15 protein-coding genes and 1 pseudogene are annotated in these 18556 nt (G+C 55.5%); 12 read left to right on the top strand and 4 right to left on the bottom strand.

The features are described 5' to 3' along the window. Position 1 precedes the first annotated feature (1 nt). The 11 genes and pseudogenes from BLR09_RS22115 to BLR09_RS22070 all read left to right on the top strand — a co-directional run bounded on the left by BLR09_RS22115 (position 2) and on the right by BLR09_RS22070 (position 11024). On the top strand, positions 2-775 hold the full coding sequence (locus BLR09_RS22115) for a glycosyltransferase family 2 protein (protein WP_093207946.1): 774 nt from the start codon (positions 2-4) through the stop codon (positions 773-775). 3 nt (positions 776-778) lie between these two features. Continuing rightward, a complete protein-coding gene (locus BLR09_RS22110) occupies positions 779-1972 on the top strand; it encodes a glycosyltransferase (protein WP_093207944.1) in 1194 nt (397 codons plus the stop codon). Then, positions 1969-2592 carry an acyltransferase gene (locus tag BLR09_RS22105; RefSeq protein ID WP_093207943.1) on the top strand — a complete coding sequence of 208 codons (624 nt, stop codon included), beginning with the start codon at positions 1969-1971 and terminating at the stop codon, positions 2590-2592. Before BLR09_RS22110 ends, BLR09_RS22105 begins: the two co-directional genes overlap by 4 nt. Positions 2593-2968: 376 nt before the next feature. Then, a pseudogene (locus BLR09_RS22100) lies at positions 2969-3364 on the top strand (response regulator transcription factor); the annotation flags it as partial. A 33-nt stretch (positions 3365-3397) separates the two neighbouring features. Continuing rightward, positions 3398-4567 (top strand): sugar transferase, encoded by a 1170-nt coding sequence (locus tag BLR09_RS22095; protein WP_093207940.1) that lies wholly within the window; start codon positions 3398-3400, stop codon positions 4565-4567. Between the two features lie 11 nt (positions 4568-4578). Further along, positions 4579-5256: a TolC family protein gene (locus tag BLR09_RS22090; RefSeq protein WP_245689992.1), complete on the top strand. Its 678-nt coding sequence runs from the start codon at positions 4579-4581 to the stop codon at positions 5254-5256. 2 nt (positions 5257-5258) lie between these two features. Beyond that, entirely contained in the window at positions 5259-7391 is a 2133-nt protein-coding gene (locus BLR09_RS22085; protein WP_093207937.1) for an exopolysaccharide transport family protein, read from the top strand. Between the two features lie 4 nt (positions 7392-7395). Then, the gene (locus BLR09_RS22080; RefSeq protein WP_093207935.1) at positions 7396-8559 is read left to right on the top strand and encodes a glycosyltransferase; all 1164 of its coding nucleotides are present in this window, start codon (positions 7396-7398) and stop codon (positions 8557-8559) included. Positions 8560-8563: 4 nt separating this feature from the next. After that, positions 8564-8707, top strand: coding sequence for a hypothetical protein (locus tag BLR09_RS25600; RefSeq protein ID WP_176785641.1), 144 nt, complete (start codon positions 8564-8566; stop codon positions 8705-8707). Then, a complete protein-coding gene (locus BLR09_RS22075; protein WP_093207933.1) occupies positions 8707-10155 on the top strand; it encodes an O-antigen ligase family protein in 1449 nt (482 codons plus the stop codon). Before BLR09_RS25600 ends, BLR09_RS22075 begins: the two co-directional genes overlap by 1 nt. Continuing rightward, positions 10152-11024: an alpha-1,2-fucosyltransferase gene (locus tag BLR09_RS22070; protein ID WP_093207932.1), complete on the top strand. Its 873-nt coding sequence runs from the start codon at positions 10152-10154 to the stop codon at positions 11022-11024. Before BLR09_RS22075 ends, BLR09_RS22070 begins: the two co-directional genes overlap by 4 nt. Here BLR09_RS22070 and BLR09_RS22065 read toward each other — a convergent pair. Genes BLR09_RS22065 through BLR09_RS22055 form a run of 3 tightly spaced genes read right to left on the bottom strand, consistent with a single transcriptional unit; the run spans position 11007 to position 13588 of the window. Then, positions 11007-11846: a beta-1,6-N-acetylglucosaminyltransferase gene (locus BLR09_RS22065; RefSeq protein ID WP_093207930.1), complete on the bottom strand. Its 840-nt coding sequence runs from the start codon at positions 11844-11846 to the stop codon at positions 11007-11009. The two genes, BLR09_RS22070 and BLR09_RS22065, sit on opposite strands and share 18 nt — an antisense overlap. 2 nt (positions 11847-11848) lie before the next feature. Further along, entirely contained in the window at positions 11849-12742 is an 894-nt protein-coding gene (locus tag BLR09_RS22060; RefSeq protein ID WP_093207929.1) for a glycosyltransferase family 2 protein, read from the bottom strand. A gap of 3 nt (positions 12743-12745) precedes the next feature. Beyond that, on the bottom strand, positions 12746-13588 hold the full coding sequence (locus BLR09_RS22055; protein WP_093207927.1) for a glycosyltransferase family 2 protein: 843 nt from the start codon (positions 13586-13588) through the stop codon (positions 12746-12748). 175 nt (positions 13589-13763) lie between these two features. Here BLR09_RS22055 and BLR09_RS22050 point away from each other — a divergent pair, with 175 nt between their 5' ends. Then, positions 13764-17141 (top strand): carbohydrate-binding protein, encoded by a 3378-nt coding sequence (locus BLR09_RS22050; RefSeq protein ID WP_093207926.1) that lies wholly within the window; start codon positions 13764-13766, stop codon positions 17139-17141. Positions 17142-17186: 45 nt separating this feature from the next. Here the strand turns inward: BLR09_RS22050 and BLR09_RS22045 are convergent, their stop codons facing one another. Beyond that, positions 17187-18365: a glycosyltransferase family 2 protein gene (locus tag BLR09_RS22045; RefSeq protein ID WP_093207924.1), complete on the bottom strand. Its 1179-nt coding sequence runs from the start codon at positions 18363-18365 to the stop codon at positions 17187-17189. Positions 18366-18556: the final 191 nt, after the last annotated feature.

Below are 18556 nucleotides of genomic sequence, written 5' to 3'. Positions count from 1 at the left end.
CATGGCGCATGCATTCGAAACCGTCACGCTCCTGGTCACGCATTACAACCGGAGCCGCTCGCTCGAAAACCTGCTGCGGTCTTTCGGAGCCCTTTCCTGTACATTCGGGGATATTGTGGTGTCGGACGACGGCAGTCGCCCGGAACACCTCGACGCACTGAAGCAATTACAGGCCACCTACCCCTTCCGCCTCATCACGACCGAGCGAAACCGGGGGCTCGGAAATAACATCAACAAAGGCCAGGACGCCGTCCGGACGCCCTATACGCTGTATATACAGGAAGATTTCCAGCCGGCGGCAATTTTTCCGGAGAAGCTTTCGGCGGCGCTGCGGTTCATGGAGAACGATCCGGCACTGGACTATGTCCGGTTTTACGCCTACATCCCCTATCCTTACCGGAAACCGTATGGCGAGGGCTTTTCAGAAATGTATACGCCCGCATGGGGCCTCGACTATACAAAAATTTACGCCTATAGTGATCACCCGCACCTGCGGCGGACGACCTTCTTCCAAAAATTCGGAAGGTATGGCGAAGGCATCAAAGGGGACCGCATGGAATACAACATGTGCCTTTCTTTCATCCAGCACAAAGGCAAGGGCCTGTTTTACGATGATTTCAAAAGCCTTCTCGAACAGATCAACCCCGAAGCGGAGCCCAGTACCATGACCCGCAGCGCATGGACCCAGAGCGGAAACCGGTTTGTCGCTTTCCTCCGGGATGTGTACCGGCAGGTGAAATACAATTTTGACATCCATTTTTCCCGACAGCCCTGACCTATGCACCTCGTCATCATCGCCCGACAGCCCTGGGAAGAGAAAAACATGGGCAGCAACATCCGGGATATGGCCCGGACCCTGGCCGCCGGCGGGCATCAGGTACTGTTTGTCAACCAGCCGCTGGACTGGGCGGCGCTCCTCCGGAAAAACTCCGAACGCCTCGCCGAACGCCGGAAATTCATTGATGCTCAAGGAGGGAAAACCCTCAGCGAGGTCGAGCCAAACCTGTGGGTGCTCTCCCCGCCGACAGTCCTCGGCTCCTATAACTGGCTGCCGGATGGCGCCATATACGACTGGTGCAACAAACAAAACGGCCGGAAACTGACCGCCACCATACAGGATGCCCTGAAAGAACTCCGCTGGACGGATTTCGTCGTACTCAATGATAACGATATGGTGCAGGGATTTTACCTGAAGGAATTGCTCCGGCCGTCGGTATACGTGTACTACCTGCGGGATAATTTCCTCGCGGTTGACTACTGGCGCAAACACGGTACCCGGCTCGAACCGGCACTGATGAAAAAGGCGGACCTCATCGCCAGTAATTCCCTGTACCTGGCGGCACAGGCCGCGAAGCATAACCCGGCGTCGGTGTACGTCGGGCAGGGATGTGACCTGACGCTCTTTAACCCGGAGCTTGTTTCGGCGATTCCCGAAGACCTGCTGGCCATTCCATCCCCGCGCATCGGGTATACGGGTGCGCTGACGACCCTCCGCCTCGACGCCGACCTGATCGAAGCCGTTGCGCTCCGGCGCCCGGATTGGCAGGTAGTACTGGTGGGAAATACGGATGATTCCTTTCCGATCGACCGGCTGCAATCACTGCCCAATATCACCTTCCTGGGCTCCAGGCCACCGGCCACTGTTCCGGCCTATCTCGCCGGCATGGATGTACTGATTAATCCTCAGGTTTTCAATGAAGTAACCATCGGAAACTATCCCCGCAAGATCGACGAATACCTGGCTATGGGAAAACCCGTGGTAGCTGTTCGTACAGAAACAATGGAACTGTTCCGCGACCATGTTTTCCTGGCGGAAGGTACCGATGCTTTTGTGGAAGCGATCGGCGAGGCCCTCGCCGGAAAAGAGCTTTCAACCCCGCAGGAGCGTATCGGATTTGCCCTGGAGCATACCTGGGAAAACTCCGTAGGTCTTTTACTGGACGCGATCCGACAAACCCAATCAAACGCATGAGCCTTTCCGAACAACTCGACAAGCGGCCGGGGCTGAAAAAACTGATTCACTGGATGCTGGTACCGGCCCATGAGGCGCGGCCACGGCGCTGGGTAAGCTGGTTTGTCAATCCTTTCGTCCATAAGCGGCACCGGCGATCGAAAGTAAGGCGGTCAGCCCGGATGGATGTACTTCCTTTCCGGCAGTTTTCGCTGGGAGAATGGAGTGTGGTCGAGTCCTTTTCGGTTGTCAACAACGGCGTTGGAGACGTCCATATCGGCGACCGCTGCACGATCGGGATTTCTTCCGTGGTGATCGGCCCTGTGGAAATTCAGTCGGACGTTATTCTGGCGCAGCACGTGGTCCTTTCCGGCCTGAACCATTCCTACGAAGACATCTCCCAACCGATTCATAACCAGCCGGTTACTACTGCTCCGATTGTCATTGAAGCAGAATGCTGGCTCGGCGCCAACGTCGTCGTGACGGCCGGCGTCCGGATCGGCCGGCATTCGGTGGTAGCGGGCGGAAGCGTCGTCACGAAAGATGTGCCTCCTTACTCCGTTGTGGGAGGAAACCCCGCCCGCATTCTGAAGCAGCTGAACCGGGAAACGGGCAACTGGGAGCGCCCTGCCGCCCTCTGAGCAGGGGAATTTCCGAATCGAATTATATTTTTCCGTGAAACGTACTGTCATTCACGTAGTTACCCCCGAATAAATTGTACTCGCCGGTACTGCAGCCCGTGTAATTTTGTCTTATTTTTGTAACGGGCATCACTTTTCGGGCGGTGCCTCTCGGGAGACTACCACCTGACCTTTAGCCCGATCCGCCATTAGTTCGATCGTACATGAAACCACTGGACCACCCTGCCTCCCTGCGGAGGAGCGGTTTTGACTGCCCGATAGATCCCTTTCCTGCTCCGCTCATTCGTCCGCGACAGAATCCGGCCGGCGGATCGACGATTTTTCCATTGATTGCGTACATTATCCCGGAACTCCTTTCAGATTGTCGTTAAAACATATGACTCCGCCAGCAACTACTCATCAACCGAACATATTGGTCATGGACGATGAGCCCATGACCCGGAAAATTCTTCAGCTCTGTCTGGAAAAGGACTTTGGCGTCGTCATGAAAGACGACGGCATGGCCGGAATGGCCTGGATTGAGAGCGGCGCGCCGGTAGACCTGGTACTGGCTGACCTGCATATGCCGCACCTCAATGGCAAGGAATTTTTGTCTGTTCTCCGGTCCAGTAACCTCTACGGAGACCTTCCCGTGATTATTCTTTCGGGAAGCGAAGAAAGCAACGAGCGCATTCAATGCCTGGAGCTCGGCGCGGACGATTTTATGACCAAACCGTTTAACCCTCAGGAAGTTATTGCCAAGGTAAAAGCCGTCCTCAGGCGGTCGCGGCGATAACCGGAGCCATCACCCCTAACCGACTCCGCCATGTCCGAAATACCGCCGTTGCGAATCCTCTATGTGGAAGATGATCCGGACGCGAACCTTGAATTTATCAAAACGTTCGGCCATCAACTGAATATCAAGCCGCTTGATACGACTGACGAGATCTATCAGGCGCTGCAGGATTATTACCCGGCCGACGCCGTGATCGCCAGCGGGCAGAGCGGCGGCATGGAGCTGCTCCGGCGCATCAGGGCCGTAAGCTGGCTGAAAACGCTGCCGTTTATCCTGACGGTCGACAAACTGACGCCGGAAATACTCCGCGAAGCGAAGGACGCCGGCGCAAGTGACGTATTCCCCCGGGACTTCCGGCGGGGAGATATCGTGGTCCGGCTTCAGTATTTTCTGCGGAAGCAACAGCTCAAGGCCCTTCAGCCTACCGAAACTCCCCGTTTTGAGGTGCGTATCCCCTGGTGGAAGCGGGCGCTGGATATCGCGACGACCGGCACCGCACTGCTCATCCTGTCTCCGATCCTGCTTGCCGTTGCCCTGCTTATCCGCCTGGATTCCAAGGGCCCGATTATCTACCGCTCCAGGCGTGTAGGTTCGGGATACCGTGTCTTCAATCTGCTGAAATTCAGAACCATGCGAACCGACGCCGACAAGATGGTGAAGGATATGGCGGCGTTCAATATGTATAACCGGGATGAGGAGCAGGCCGTCGTACAGTCGAACTTTGCGCTTTGTTCAGAATGCCAGAGTGCAGGGCACTGCCAGAAGATGCTGTACCTTGACAACGAGCACCTTTGCGAGAAGATTTACCTTCAGCGGAAGCACAACAAAGCGGCATTTATGAAATTCGGCAACGATCCCCGTATCACGCGGATCGGGCGGTTTCTGCGCAATACCAGCATTGACGAACTTCCCCAGCTGATCAATATTCTCCGGGGAGATATGTCGCTTGTGGGCAACCGGCCCCTGCCGCTGTATGAAGCGGAAAAGCTGACATCGGATGAGTCGATTGCCCGGTTTGCCGGTCCGGCCGGCCTCACCGGCCTCTGGCAGGTAACCAAGCGCGGCAAGGGCAAGAAAGATATGTCGGAGGAAGAACGGCTCCAGCTGGATATTGAATACGCCCGGAATTTCTCATTCGGGATGGACATGAAAATTATTCTCAAGACGTTCCCCGCGCTGTTTCAAAGCGAAAACGTCTGATACGATCCATGATGTTACGAATACTTATCCTACTGATACTCTGCAGCGTCTCTGCCCTGGCTCAGGACCAGCACGAATCGATGCTGCCCGATGTATCCTATCCTTATCTCGAAAAACTGATCGAAGTAGCCAAGGCCAACTACCCCAAGGTCAAGGCATACAACGCCCGTATTTCGGTTGCCAATACGGCCATAGAAAAAGCGAAGCGCGGGTATTTCGACGCGCTGTCCTTTTCCTACCTGTATAGTCCGCGGAACACCACGACCATCGTGAATCCCAACCTGCTGAACGGGTACCAGTTCGGGCTGCTGCTCAACCTCGGGGCCGTCCTCCAGAAACCCATACTGCTCAAACAGGCGCGGGAGGAGCAGAAAGTTGCCGTCCATGAAAAGGAAGCGTTTGACCTGAACCTTGAAGCCGACGTCAAGCAGCGGTACTTCACCTATATGCAGCAGCAGGCACTGCTCCGGATCAAGCGGCAGGCACTGCTCGACGTTGAAAGTATGCTCAAGCAGGTCCGCTACAAATACGAAAAAGGCGAGGAAACGCTGGAGTCCTACAACAAGGTACTGGTCATGTTTTCCGACCATAACCAGGGCAAAATCATCGCGGAAGGCGATGTCCTCAACGCCAAAGCCCGCCTGGAAGAACTCCTCGGCGAGAAACTCGAAAATATCAAGGTAAACTGACCATGGATTTACTCCGCTTTCTGCAACTGCTCAACCGAAACCGGCTCACGCTTATCCTTGTGCCGGTGCTTACGGCTGTAGCCGCATACTTCCTGGTCAAACAATTGCCCGACCAGTACCGCTCTCAGGCCCGGATTTCGACGGGTCTTGTCGACAAAACCGATCAGGGATTCAGTTTCGGCGGCAGCGAACAGGCGTCTGAAATCAACCAGAAGTTTGAAAATATCATTCAGAACCTCTACCTGAAAAAGACGCTGGATCAGGTTGCCTACCAACTGATTCTGCATGACCTCAAAGCCGGGGAAAAGGGCAGCTTCCGGAAGCCCAGCAAGCAGATCGAAAGCCTGTCTGCGCAGGAAAAGGCGCAGGCTATTGCGATTTTCACGCAAAAGCACCGGACTGTCACGGAGCTGTCTCCCTGGAATCCGGCGGAAAACAAACTGATTCAGCTCCTGGAATCGGTCAAATACGACAACACCTCTCTCGCGAAAAGCTTCAGTATCTACCGCCTCAGCGACAGCGATTACATCAACCTGGAGTTTGAGGGGGAACATCCGCAGCTGACCGCCTTCGCTGTCAATACCCTGGCGGAAGAGTTCATCACCAATTTCTCTTACCGGTTGAAGCTCAGCAACGACCGGTCCATCGAATTTCTGGAGAGGTTCATGAACGAAAAGCTGGCGGTCCTCAACGGGCGGATGGATCAGCTGAAGATGTACAAGATCGAAAACCGCGTCCTGAACCTCAACGAACAGGCGCGGGCATTGTACGGCCAGCTGGTTGATTTCGAAGGACGGAAAGAAACAGCACTGAAAGACGTCATTGCCTATACTGCCGCACTGAAGAATATTGACAACAAGTTCGATCCCGCCGACCGCCGCTACCTCGAAAGCTCGATGACGGCTATCAACCAGCGGATTGTGGTCACGAAACAGCATTTACGGGCCGTCAACGATGCCTATTACCGGAGCAACTTCGACCCGAAATACAAAGGCGCGATTGATTCCCTTCAGAACCGGCTGACGTCCGAGATCAACGAATCGACCGATAAGTACATTTACAACCCGCTCGTCGCGAAAACGGATCTCGTCACGCAGAAGATGAACCTGGAGATTTCCCTCGAGCTGGCCCGCAATTCCATCGAATCCATTCAGAAAGAACTGAACCGCCTTAATCTGCGGCTCGACAAGCTCGTTCCGAACGAAGCCCGCATTCAGGAGTACGAAACGAGCATCGATGTCGCGTCGAAAGAGTACATCGAGGCGCTGCAACGGTACAACGAGGCGAAGATGCGGGTGCATTCAACGATGCAGCTGCACGTTATCGAAAAGGCCGCTCCGGGGGTGATTTCTCCGTCGAAGAAGATGATTCTGGTCCTGTTGGCCGGCGTTGTCAGCTTTGTTTTCTGCCTGCTGATTTTCTTCATCCTTTTCTACCTAGACCGGTCTATCCGCACGCCGCAGGAACTGGCCGACGCCACGCAAACACAGGTACTCGGGCACCTGGTGCGCCTGTCGCTGGATACCGACCAGCGTTCGTTCTGGGAGCATGAGGCTTCGTCGACCGCCGCACAGAGCTACCGCAACTGGGTCCGCTCCATTCGTTTCGAGCTGGAGCGCGAGCTCGGCACCAAACAGATCGCCGCTCTCACCAGCCTGGTACACGGGGAAGGAAAAACGCAGACCATCGTCAGTCTGGCGCATGCCTTTACGCGGGTCGGGAAACGCGTATTGCTCATCGACGGGAACTTCGACGCTCCGGCCATCTCCCGCGAGCTGAAACCGGACGGGTACCTGGAAGAAGTACTCCAGGGATCACCGCTGACGCCATCTGCCGGGCTGATTACGGTGCTGGGCAACCGCGGCGGCGATACTTCGCTGTTTGAGCTGGCCGGAGAGCCTGTTGTCCGCCGGTATCTTCAGGCACTTTCTGCAGAATACGATATTCTGCTGATTGAAACGCCGTCGCTTACCGCACTGAACAAAACCAAGGAGTGGCTGGCACTGGCCGATCGGGTAGTAGCCGTATTCGAGGCGGGGCATAGTATCAAAGCCCGCCGGAAACCGGCCGTCGCCTACCTCAAAGGGCTCGGAGATACGTTTGCCGGCTGGGTACTCACCAAGGTAACTACCTGATACAATGGAACTACTGTCTGCCTTGTGGATACTGGTGCAGGTATTGATTGGCTATAATCTTGTACTGCCGCTCCTGCTGTTGCTGCTGTACCTCGTCCGGGGAAGGAAGCAACCCGGCCCCGCCCGTGCGGAGCAGGCAGACTATGCCATTATCGTAACCGCGTATGAACAGACCGATCTTCTGCCGCAGGTAGTAGGGTCGCTGCTGAAGCTGCATTACGAGCGATACCTGATCTACATCGTGGCCGACAAATGCGATATCTCGCATCTGCATTTTGACGATTCCCGGGTTCATCTGTTACGGCCGGAGACCGTCCTCGCCAGCAATACCCGCTCACACTTCTACGCGATCCGGCATTTTGCCCGCCCGCACGAGCGGCTGACGATTATCGACAGCGACAACCTCGTCGATCCGGAATACCTCAATGAACTGAACCGCTACTTCGACCAGGGTTTCGAAGCTGTACAGGGTATCCGGGAGGCGAAAAACCTGAACAGTACCTTTGCCTGCCTCGATGCTGCCCGGGACATCTACTACCATTTTTACGATGGCAAAGTACTGTACGGCCTGGGGTCCTCGGCCACGCTGGCCGGCTCGGGTATGGCCTTTACGGCGGCGTTGTACCGGGAGTGCCTGGAACACCTCGATGTTACCGGCGCCGGTTTCGACAAAGTCCTGCAGCACGCCATCGTCAAGCGCGGTAAACGGATCGCTTTTACGGATAAAGCGATTGTGTACGACGAAAAAACGGCCAAGTCTGATCAGCTCGTCAAGCAGCGCGCCCGGTGGATCAATACCTGGTTTAAGTACTTCTTTTTCGGGTTTGACCTGCTGCTGACGGGCGTGCGACGGTTCAGCTGGAATCAGACGGTTTTCGGCCTGGTCCTCCTCCGCCCGCCCCTGTTTATTTTCCTGCTGCTGTCTGTGTTGATGATGGCGGTGGATCTGATCTGGCTGCCGTCGCAGGGGCTGATTTGGCTTGCAGCGCTGTTTTTGTTTGCGGCGGGATTTCTGCTGGCTCTGCTCGCTTCGCCGACAGATCCCCGCATCTACCGTTCGCTCATCAACATTCCCCGGTTTATCGGGTTTCAGCTGATGGCGCTGGTCAAGGCGAAAAAAGCCAATACCATTTCCGTTGCTACCCGGCACGGTTCCGAAAAATCCTGACGCCATGAAAGTGCTGCCACAAACGAAGGTAAAACAACGGACGCCGGAAGACGATCTTCCCCGTGTCCAGCGCATGGCGCGCCTGGTTGCGCTGTGGGTGGCTTTCGGCAGCGTATTTGTTTTCTTTTTTAAACTGTTGTTTTTCTGATGATTGAATCCCTCCGAAACAGGCTTGCCCAAACCGACTGGACCCGCTTTTTTGCGTCGTGGCCCGGTCTGCTTGTGCTGCTGACCGCCTCGCTCGGGCTGGGGATCCTGACGGTACATTTCGGTGTGACGGCCGGCGCAGGTATGATCGCGGGCATGATCGCCCTGCCGGTTATCTATGCGATCGTCGCCTATCCTTCCTTCGGCGTCGTTACGTTACTTGTATTTGCCTACCTGCTGTTTTACATGATGCGCTTCGGGATTCACTTCCCGATGGGTACGCTCATGGACGGCATTCAGGGGCTCCTCATCCTCGGTTTTTTTGTATACCAGCGGCGGCGGCAGGACTGGAGTATCTTCAAAGGTCCGGTCAGCCGGATGATCCTCATCTGGATTGCCTATAACTTTCTGGAAGTACTCAACCCCGTCGCCGAATCCCGGCTGGCATGGGTGTACACGGTCCGCTCGGTGGCGGTCGTGACACTGATGTACTTCATTTTCCGTTTCCAGATCCGGACGGTAACCCTCATCCGTACCATTTTCAAAATCTGGCTGGGCCTCGCCTTGTTTGCGGCTTTATATGGGCTGAAGCAGGAATACATCGGCTTTTCGGCAGCGGAAGAAGAATGGCTTCATTCCGATCCGACCATCGCCAGTCTCCTCCTCATCAACGGGCACTGGCGGAAATATTCGATCTTTTCGGACCCGGTCGCCTTTTCCTATAACATGGTCGTTGGCAGTATGATCTGCCTGGCGCTGATCGTCGGCTGCCGCGCCATCTGGAAGAAACTCATACTGGGTATTCTGGCGCTGGTTTTCCTGCTGTCGATGCTGTATTCCGGGACGCGGGGGGCGTATGTACTGGTACCCGCAGGGCTGGTTTTGTTTGCGATCCTGAATTACAACCGGTATGTGCTGCTGTTTTCAGTGATAGCCGGCTTCGCGCTGACGATACTGATTTTCATTCCGACCTCCAATCCGACGCTTTACCGTTTTCAGACGGCGTTCCGCCCTTCCGACGACGCGTCATTCAACGTCCGGAAAGCCAACCAGAAACGGATTCAGCCCTATATTCTGACACACCCTATCGGCGGCGGCCTCGGCGCTACCGGCGCATGGGGCCAGCGCTTTGCACCGCACTCTTTCCTGGCCAATTTCCCTCCCGACAGCGGCTATACGCGGGTGGCGGTAGAAATGGGCTGGGTAGGCCTCCTGCTCTTTTGCAGTATGATGTTCCTTATTCTGAAGACAGGCATCACCAACTATTACCGGATACAGGACCGGGAGCTCAAGGCCTACTGCCTGGCGATGCTGCTGGCCGTATTCGTACTCAACATCGGTAATTATCCGCAGGAAGCGCTGGTCCAGTTTCCCTCGAGTATCTATTTCTACCTGATGGCCGCGCTCATTGACGTTACCTATTCCATCGACCGAAAAAGACTCACATGATCGTCACCAAAATTACCCACGGCCTTGGTAACCAGCTTTTTCAGTATGCCATAGCACGGCATTTGTCTATTCGGTCGGACACAGCGCTGTATGTAGACCTCGCCTACTACCGGCAATTTTATGAATCCGATACGCCGCGGGAATTCAAGCTGCATCATTTCGATGTCGACTACAACATCCTCAATACCTCGCCGCTCCTCTACGTCTCGAAAGCAACCAAGCTCTTTCCGAACCGCAGTTTCCGGCCTTTTTTCAAGCTGGTGAAAGAGGAAGGCTTTGCGTACAATCCGCAGCCGTTCGAAACCCGGGCGCTGATGGTAACGCTCGACGGCTTCTGGCAATCCGAACGGTATTTTTCCGGCATCGGGGGCTTACTCCGGAAAGAACTGACGGTAAAAAAAGACCTCGGACCCGTCTACACCGCTTACCGCGATCAGATCGCTGCTACACCGGTGTCTGTTTCTGTGCACATACGGCGGGGCGACTATGTACACAACACGTCGTTCAGTCAGACTTTCGGTTTTGTCGGAATGGAGTATTACGAACGGGCTATCGCCCGGATACGGGAGCGCTTTCCGAATAGTCGTTTCTTTGTTTTTACGGATGATCACCCGTGGGTAGCCGAGCATTTCCGCATCGGGGACGACGCCGTTTTCGTACAGAATGAAGGTGCAGACAGCGACCTGGCCGATCTTATGCTGATGCGCACCTGCCGGCACCACATCATCGCCAACAGCTCCTTCAGCTGGTGGGGAGCGTGGCTCAACGAACGGCCTGACAAATACGTCATCGCGCCGGCGCAATGGTTCCGCAACAAACCCGAACTCGACACCAAAGACCTTATACCGGCTTCATGGGTGAAGCTTTGATTGATCAATCCGGTCGAGTACTTCGTCGTTTTCGGTGAATTTCCGCGCAAAAAACTTACCGGAAGCCTGCATCGCCGGCCAGTCGGCCTGCGTCAGCGTTTTCGGGCTGGCCTTCCCTTCCGACCAGTCGATGTACCGGAGATTGTCATTGACCAGCGAATCCCGGAAGGGTGAATTATAGAGAAGGGTCTGAAAAATAAGCTCGTCGACACCCCAGGTCAACCGGAAGAAACGTACCACTTCCGGATGCCGCCCGAGGTACCCCTGTATGTACCGGATGGCTTCGGGCGTAATGCTGAACCACTGGGAGCGGCCTACCGCGGTGAGCTCGTCGGGCATCTTCCGTGCCGGCATAACGGCGTTTACCATACGCTCGGCCATGAACTTCCCCGGAAAATCAAAATTCACGAAATGGTACTTCCGGATTCGCGGAATCGCTTCCGTCCAGACGCCTTCCACAGGGTAAAATTCCATGTATTGCTTTCCCGGATTCGCTTCAAAAAAGGACGCCATCGTCTCATGCGATACGAGGGGATAGTCCTGCCCGCTCAGTAAATGAACGTAGGAATACGGTCGCTGTGACCGGATAATTTCCGCAAAGCCATTCAGCGTTGCCTGCACAAGGCTATAGGCGCCCCAGGCTACCTTTTCCCGGTGGCCGATGTACGTTATATCTTCTCCCGAAACCGCTTCCCTGAAAGGTTCTTCCGGTGTTTTTGCATCGAGATGGATATAAAAATGCGCATCTGGATGGCGCAGCGCCCGGACGAGCCGTGCCAGTTGTTGCGGATGGGCGTGAGCCAGTATCAGGTAGGCAAACATAGCTATACGGGAGACGTGCTGGGAGAGGTCAGGTTCCACCAGGCGCCTCGCAGAAACGCCTTCGCATGCGCGAAACGACCCGTCAGGACATAGGTCAGCAGGTGCTTCGGCAGTACGCCGATCAAAAAGAACAGAAAGAAAAATGCTTGCTGACCGGCCGAACCATGCCGGCGCATGTACAGAATACGGTTACGGGTCAGGTAATAGGTTTTCAGGGGATTATTCGGCCCGACCGACACCGATTCCTTGTGCAGAATCAACGCCGAAGGCTGGTACCAGATTTTGAATCCGCCGTCGAGGATACGTTGCGACCAGTCCAATTCTTCATAATACAGAAAGAACCGCTCTGCAAACCGTCCTACCTTCTCCACTACCTCTTTTTTCACCAGCATCGCACATCCGTGCGCGAAATGGGTGAATCCGGGCGTATCGAACTGCGGGCCGTCTTTCTCATATAATCCGACGGGCGTAGCCGTTCCGGTATAGAGATTCATCGGATTATACCCTGCATATTGAACGGTATCCGGCTGATCAAAAAACTTGATTTTCGGGCAGGTTACGCCGATCGACGGGTCTTTGGCAAAGGGCTCCAGCAGGGTCTCAATGAGATTTCCCTGCGGCTCGGTGTCGTTGTTGACGATAAAATAGTACGAGCCTGAAGCATGCTCCATCCCCAGGTTATTGCCCCCGGTAAAGCCGAGATTGGTTTCGCTGCGGACAATCTTCGCGTTGGGATAGGCGCGAATGTCGATCAGATCGGACAGACGCTCCCGGGAGGCATTATCCACGACGATGATCTCCAGATCCGGATAGGTCAGCGACCGGCAGGCATCCAGAAACTGGCGGGTAATTTCCGGCTGGTTATAGTTGATGGTAACGATCGAAACAAGGTCCATAGGTCAGGCTGGCTTTTTCAGCACGCGGGACATCTCGACCCGGATACGTTTACGGAAGGCTTTCCAGACGCCGCCGTCGCGGTTGAGTACGCGGTCGTCCGTCCAGACATGCGCTCCTTTGGTCACATGGACGATTTTACCCTTGTCGAGCAGGCTCATCGCCATCCAGCCGTCTTCGCAGACGCCCTGCGCCGAGACGGTCCCCTGGTGGCCGGCATCCACCCGGAAGCCGCCCACTGCAAGTCCATCCGCCCGCCGGAAGGCAAAATTAAAGCCGAGTACGTTGATAAACTCCAGCCCTTTCCAGATCCGCAACCGAAAGCCGATGCGGGAAATCAGTTCGTGAAACGCCAGCGCCGTCCGGGAGTTGAGCTCGCTCGGGAGAAAAGAATACGTGCCGTAGGTACAGGAGGCCTCCCCGGTTTCGAGGGGCGTCACGAGGGCGTCGACCCAGGTTGTCGGATAGAGGCAATCGCAGTCAGCGTTGAGGACGTATGTCCCCTTCGCCTGCAGTAAAGCGGCCTGCCGCGCGTAACCTATACCCTGGTCCGTTACCAGAACGGAACGCACGCCGCAGGCGTCCAGGATTTCCTGGGTACGGTCTTTGGAATTGTTGTTGGCGATGATCAGCTCCGTCCGGAAACGGGTTTGTATATCCGCCAGAGAGGACAGGGTATTCAACAGGTTCTTTTCCTCATTATAGGCAGGGATGGCTATCGTAACCTCCGGATTTTCAACGCGAAACACAGAAAGACGCTTCCGGAGATCTTCCAGAAGAGCGGGAGAAATAGCCTGAGGATCGTAGCGGAACCGGTGTCGCGACAGCCTGGCGGGAATGCTGAACATGACAGTTATGAAATTTCCTGCATGATAGGAAAGTTCTAAAGAACCTGCAAACGTATAGTAGTGACCAGTTACAAATTGGATTGATGATAATTATCCTTTTCGGTGAAAGTACGCGCTGGTTTTAGTTAACTTGGTATTGTTTCGGAATAATCATTGTCCGCCGCAGTTACTACTCATGAAGCACACCTTACTCAGTTCCCTCTTCGCCGTGGGAACGCTGTTTGCCGCCTCCCCCTCCTTGGCCGGCAAACCGTCATCCTACCAGGCCCTCCCTGGACGGATAGAGGCGGAATCGTACACCGCTATGTACGGTATTCAAACAGAAAGCACCTCCGACACCGGCGGAGGGTTGAATGTGAGCTGGATAGACGACAACGACTGGCTCGACTACGACGTCCACGTATCCTCCGCGGGGACGTACATCATGCGCTTCCGTACCGCCGAAACCTATGGCAACGGCATCATCGAAATCCGCAATGCCTCCGGCGCCGTTCTCGGCACTGTCTCGGTACCGCAAACCGGCGGATGGCAAAGCTGGACAACCATCAGCACCCCGGTAACCCTCCCTGCCGGCGACCAGACCCTCCGTCTCTTTGTCAAATCCGGTGCCTGGAATTTTAACTGGTTTGACGTGGTCTCGCCCCGGGCCCTCTCCGGGAAAATCGAAGCGGAAGACTACGACGGCATGAAGGGTATCCAGGTTGACCCTACGTCCGACACCGGCGGCGGGTACAACGTCGGCTGGATTGACGACGGCGACTGGCTCGACTACAGCGTCCGGGTCGATACTTCCGGCAGCTACAACTTCCTTTTCCGGATTGCCAATGCGTATGCCGATGGAAAAATCGAAGTCCGCTCGGCGGCTACCGACTCCGTTCTCGGGCGGATCGATGTGCCGATTACCGGCGGCTGGCAAAACTGGTCGACGATCACGACAACCGTACCCCTCAGCGCCGGCATACAGGTACTCAGGGTATATGTCAAACAGGGCGGCTGGAATTTCAACTGGTTCGAGGCGAACCGGAGTTCGTTGCAGGCTTCTGTGATCAATTTCGGCCCGTTGCCGGACAAAACCGTCGGCGATGCGCCGTTTGACCTGACGGCAACGAGTACCAACAACGAAACACCGGTTACGTTTTCTTCCTCGAACACGTCGGTCATCACCGTCTCCAACGCCACCGGTACCTGGAAAGCCACTGTTTTGGCTGCGGGTACGGTAACGCTAACGGCGTCCCAGGCAGGCAACAGTCATTTCGCCCCCGCCCAGAGCGTAGGAATAGCCCTCACCGTCCTCCCTGCCGACACCGCGATGGGAACGAAAATCCCTGTCACCGCCTCCCGCTGGTATCAGCTCAACAACGTCAGCAATGGCCTGGAAGGCCTTTTTGATGGCAATCTCTCTGCTTCCGTCAGCACGGGCTATGGCAAAATCCTGCCTCATTTCGATGCGTATTATCCGCTCGAAAAAGGAGAAAACATGACCATTCAGGGTATTCGTTTTTACGACGGAGAAGGTTCGCTGGGCGACTACCCCCTGACGATTTCCATCATCGACTCCCAATGGAACCGCAAGACGATTGCGACCTTCAGCGGCAGCCGGTACAACGAGTGGGTAGGACCTTACCCCGACCGTGTATCGGTTTTCAAGCTGGATACCGCTATTACCAATGCCCGGTATATCGTCCTTTCTGCCTGGTACCAGTATCCGAACGAAGTAGAGTTTTACGGGACCTATACCCCTCCGGCTACCTCTCCGGGTGCACTTCCTGCCAAACATGCCAAACTGAAAGACATGATGGGCGTAAATGCCTTTGAGTGGGACTTTGAAGATCCGAACGATCCTTCCCATGTCCAGGAATCAAAACTGGCACCGGCCCGAGCCTTCACCGGTATCCGGCATTACATGGACTGGGAAAAGCTGGAATCAAACGAGGGCCGGTATACCTATAACCCCGTCCACAGCGGTAGCTGGAACTATGACGCCATTTACCAGCGCTGCAAGGAAGTCGGTATGACCGTTCTCGCCTGCCTTAAAACCATTCCCGGCTGGATGCAGCAGACCTATCCCGAAGGTCAGCGCGATGCGGAGAACGTTCCCCTGAAATACGGAAAAGACTTCTCTGACCCGCAATCCTATCTCGAACAGGCGAAAGTCGCCTTCCAGTACGCCGCCCGGTATGGCGCCAATACCAATGTCAACCCCGCGCTGCTCAGCGTGGACACGACCATCCGATGGACCGGCGACCCGGTCAATACCGTAAAAATCGGCCTCAACCTCATCAAGTACATCGAGTGTGACAACGAGCGTGACAAGTGGTGGAAAGGCCGTCGCGCCTACCAGACGGGCCGGGAATACGCCGCCAATATGTCCGCTTTTTACGATGGACATAAAAATACGATGGGTCCCGGTGTAGGTGTCAAAAACGCAGACCCTACGATGATTGTCGTCATGGGTGGACTTGCCTCCGCAAGTACCGATTATATCCGCGGCATGATCGACTGGTGCAAGGAATTTCGGGGCTACAAACCGGACAGCAGCGTTAACCTCTGCTGGGACGTGATCAACTATCACTTCTATTCGGATAACACCAGCTCTTCGCAAAGCGGCACGTCAGGCCGCGGCGCGGCACCGGAGATCGCGCCGACCTATCAGCGGGCAATCGAATTCCGCGAACTGGCTCATGCGAAGGCATATGACATGCCGGTATGGGTAACCGAAGCAGGGTATGACCTCAACCAGGGCAGCCCCCTCAAAGCCATCGCCATCGGCACCAAAACCGTGGAGCAGGTGCAGGCCGACTGGCTCCTCCGGACGGCGCTGACCTATGCCCGGGGCGGTATCGACAAGCTGTTTTTCTATCAGTTGTATGACGATAATCCGACCGTACCGATCCAGTTCGGCTCGATGGGATTCATCAATACCAATCTGACACGCCGCCTATCGGCCGATTACCTCAAGCAGACGACACATCATTTCGGGGAATATGCCTGGCAGGAAACCCTCCACGCCGATCCCATCGTGGACCGCTACAGCTACAACGGAAAATCGGTCTACATGCTGGTAGTACCCGACGAAGTCGGTCGCACCGCGAGCTACTCACTCGACCTGGACGGAGCGGGCGCTGCACTGCGGTACACCTTGCGCGCCGGCTCGGATTCCATGCGGGTGGATACGCTCACGGCTGTTTCCGGCCATGTCAGCGTACCGGTTTCGGAAACACCGGTGTTCATCGTTCCGATGGCCGCTACCGGCGGTCGGACAGCGTCTGCCGAGAAACCGGCCGACCTTTCCCTCCTGACCCTGCGGGTATACCCGAACCCATCGGCAAAAGACCTGAAGATTTCGCTGGAAAACGACCGCGTCGGTCCGGTGAAGGTATCGGTCTACGACGCGAACCTGGGGCGTATTCATCGCCGGTCTACGTTCCGGAAGGAAACGACGCTGCTCCGCGAAAAAATCGACCTGAGCGGGTTACCCAAGGGACTATATGTCGTGGAAGTACTTCAGGACGACGTGCGGATGTTTAAGAAAATTATGAAGGAAGAAGAATAGTAAACGCAAAGGGCATGGGGTTGAACACCGGGCCCCATGCCCACGTCACACCGCCCTTCTCGCTTTCTCCCATACCCCCGTTTCCTGGTTTCTCCGGTAGCGGAAGTAGCCCTGGATGGCGCAGAGATTCATAAAGGTGAAATAGTACGGCACAAACAGCGCCTTGACGCGGAGCTTCCGGTTTTCGAGCCAGTTTCCGGCCCAGGCGGCCAGGTAAAACAATACCTGTGCGATCAGCAGGGCGTCATACAGGATACCGGCCCGCAGCGCTACAAGGATGATATTCAGGAAGAAAATCAGCGGCAACGCAAACGGCGCAACCGCCCAGCGCATTGCCCGGTGGGATACATACTGGAAGGACAGCCACCCATACCGGAAAATATTGAGCAGGTGCGGTAGCCGGGCCATCGATTGAAAGCCTCCGGCGGCGATGCGTACCTTCCGTTTCTTTTCGTCTCCGATGGAAAAAGAAGGCCGCTCGATCGCGTACGCCTCCGGCGCGTATACCACGCGGTGACCGGCGGCGGCAATGCGCAGGGAAATCATGAAATCATCCAGCAGGGTGTCTTTTTCCACGTGCGCATACAGTTCGGTGCGGATGGCAAACAACTCCCCTGCCGCGCCAACCACGCTGTATAGTTCTGTATCCAGTTTTTTGAGAAAGGATTCGTATTTCCAGTACAATCCTTCGCCGGCACCGGCGGCGGCTTCGGAATCGTGTGTCTGAATGCGTTTTTCACCGGCAACCGCACCAACACCCGGGTCCGAAAACTGCCGCACGATTTCTGCTACGGCGTTGGCATTGAGGGTTGTATTCGCATCGGTAAATATCACGAGCGGCGTATCCACGTATTTCATGGCTTCGTTGATGGCTTCGACTTTCCCACGGCGAATCGTTCCGCCCAGTATCCTTACGCGGTCATTACCCGCAAAACGGTCTTCCATCCATTCCGTACTTCCGTCGTCCGAACCTTCCGTTACAAATAATACACGGAGTTTCGGATAGGTCTGGGCGAGGGAGTTGGCTGCTTTTTCTTCGAGGAAGGCTTTTTCGTTGTAGGCCGGAACCACGAGCGTGACGTCCGGCTGGTAGTCAGGCCGGGAAGGGATGACCCGCTTTTTCCGGAATTTCAACAACAACCAGAGCAGGATGCCATATCCGAGATAGGTATAGAAAACAAGGAAGATCAGAAGCCAGAAGAGGGCTGCGGCGAGGACAATCATAAGAGGCGGATGATTCGCTCAAAGATAGTTTTTTGTCCGTCCTGTTGCGCTCTCCGTGCCCGGAATCCTCCGGTACCCGGGCGAAATCAGCGGCGGCGGAAGCCGGCGGAGCGATCGATGCTTCATAACTTCCATTTTTATGTTGTCCTGAAACGAATTGGTGCCTATTTTTGCGCCCTGTCCCTGACATC

Origin of the sequence: Siphonobacter aquaeclarae (assembly GCF_900103285.1) — a bacterium.
In the GTDB taxonomy this organism is placed as follows: Bacteria; Bacteroidota; Bacteroidia; order Cytophagales; family Spirosomataceae; genus Siphonobacter; species Siphonobacter aquaeclarae.
The sequence above is the reverse complement of the archived record's forward strand: the minus strand, read 5'-3'. Positions and strand labels throughout refer to the sequence as shown.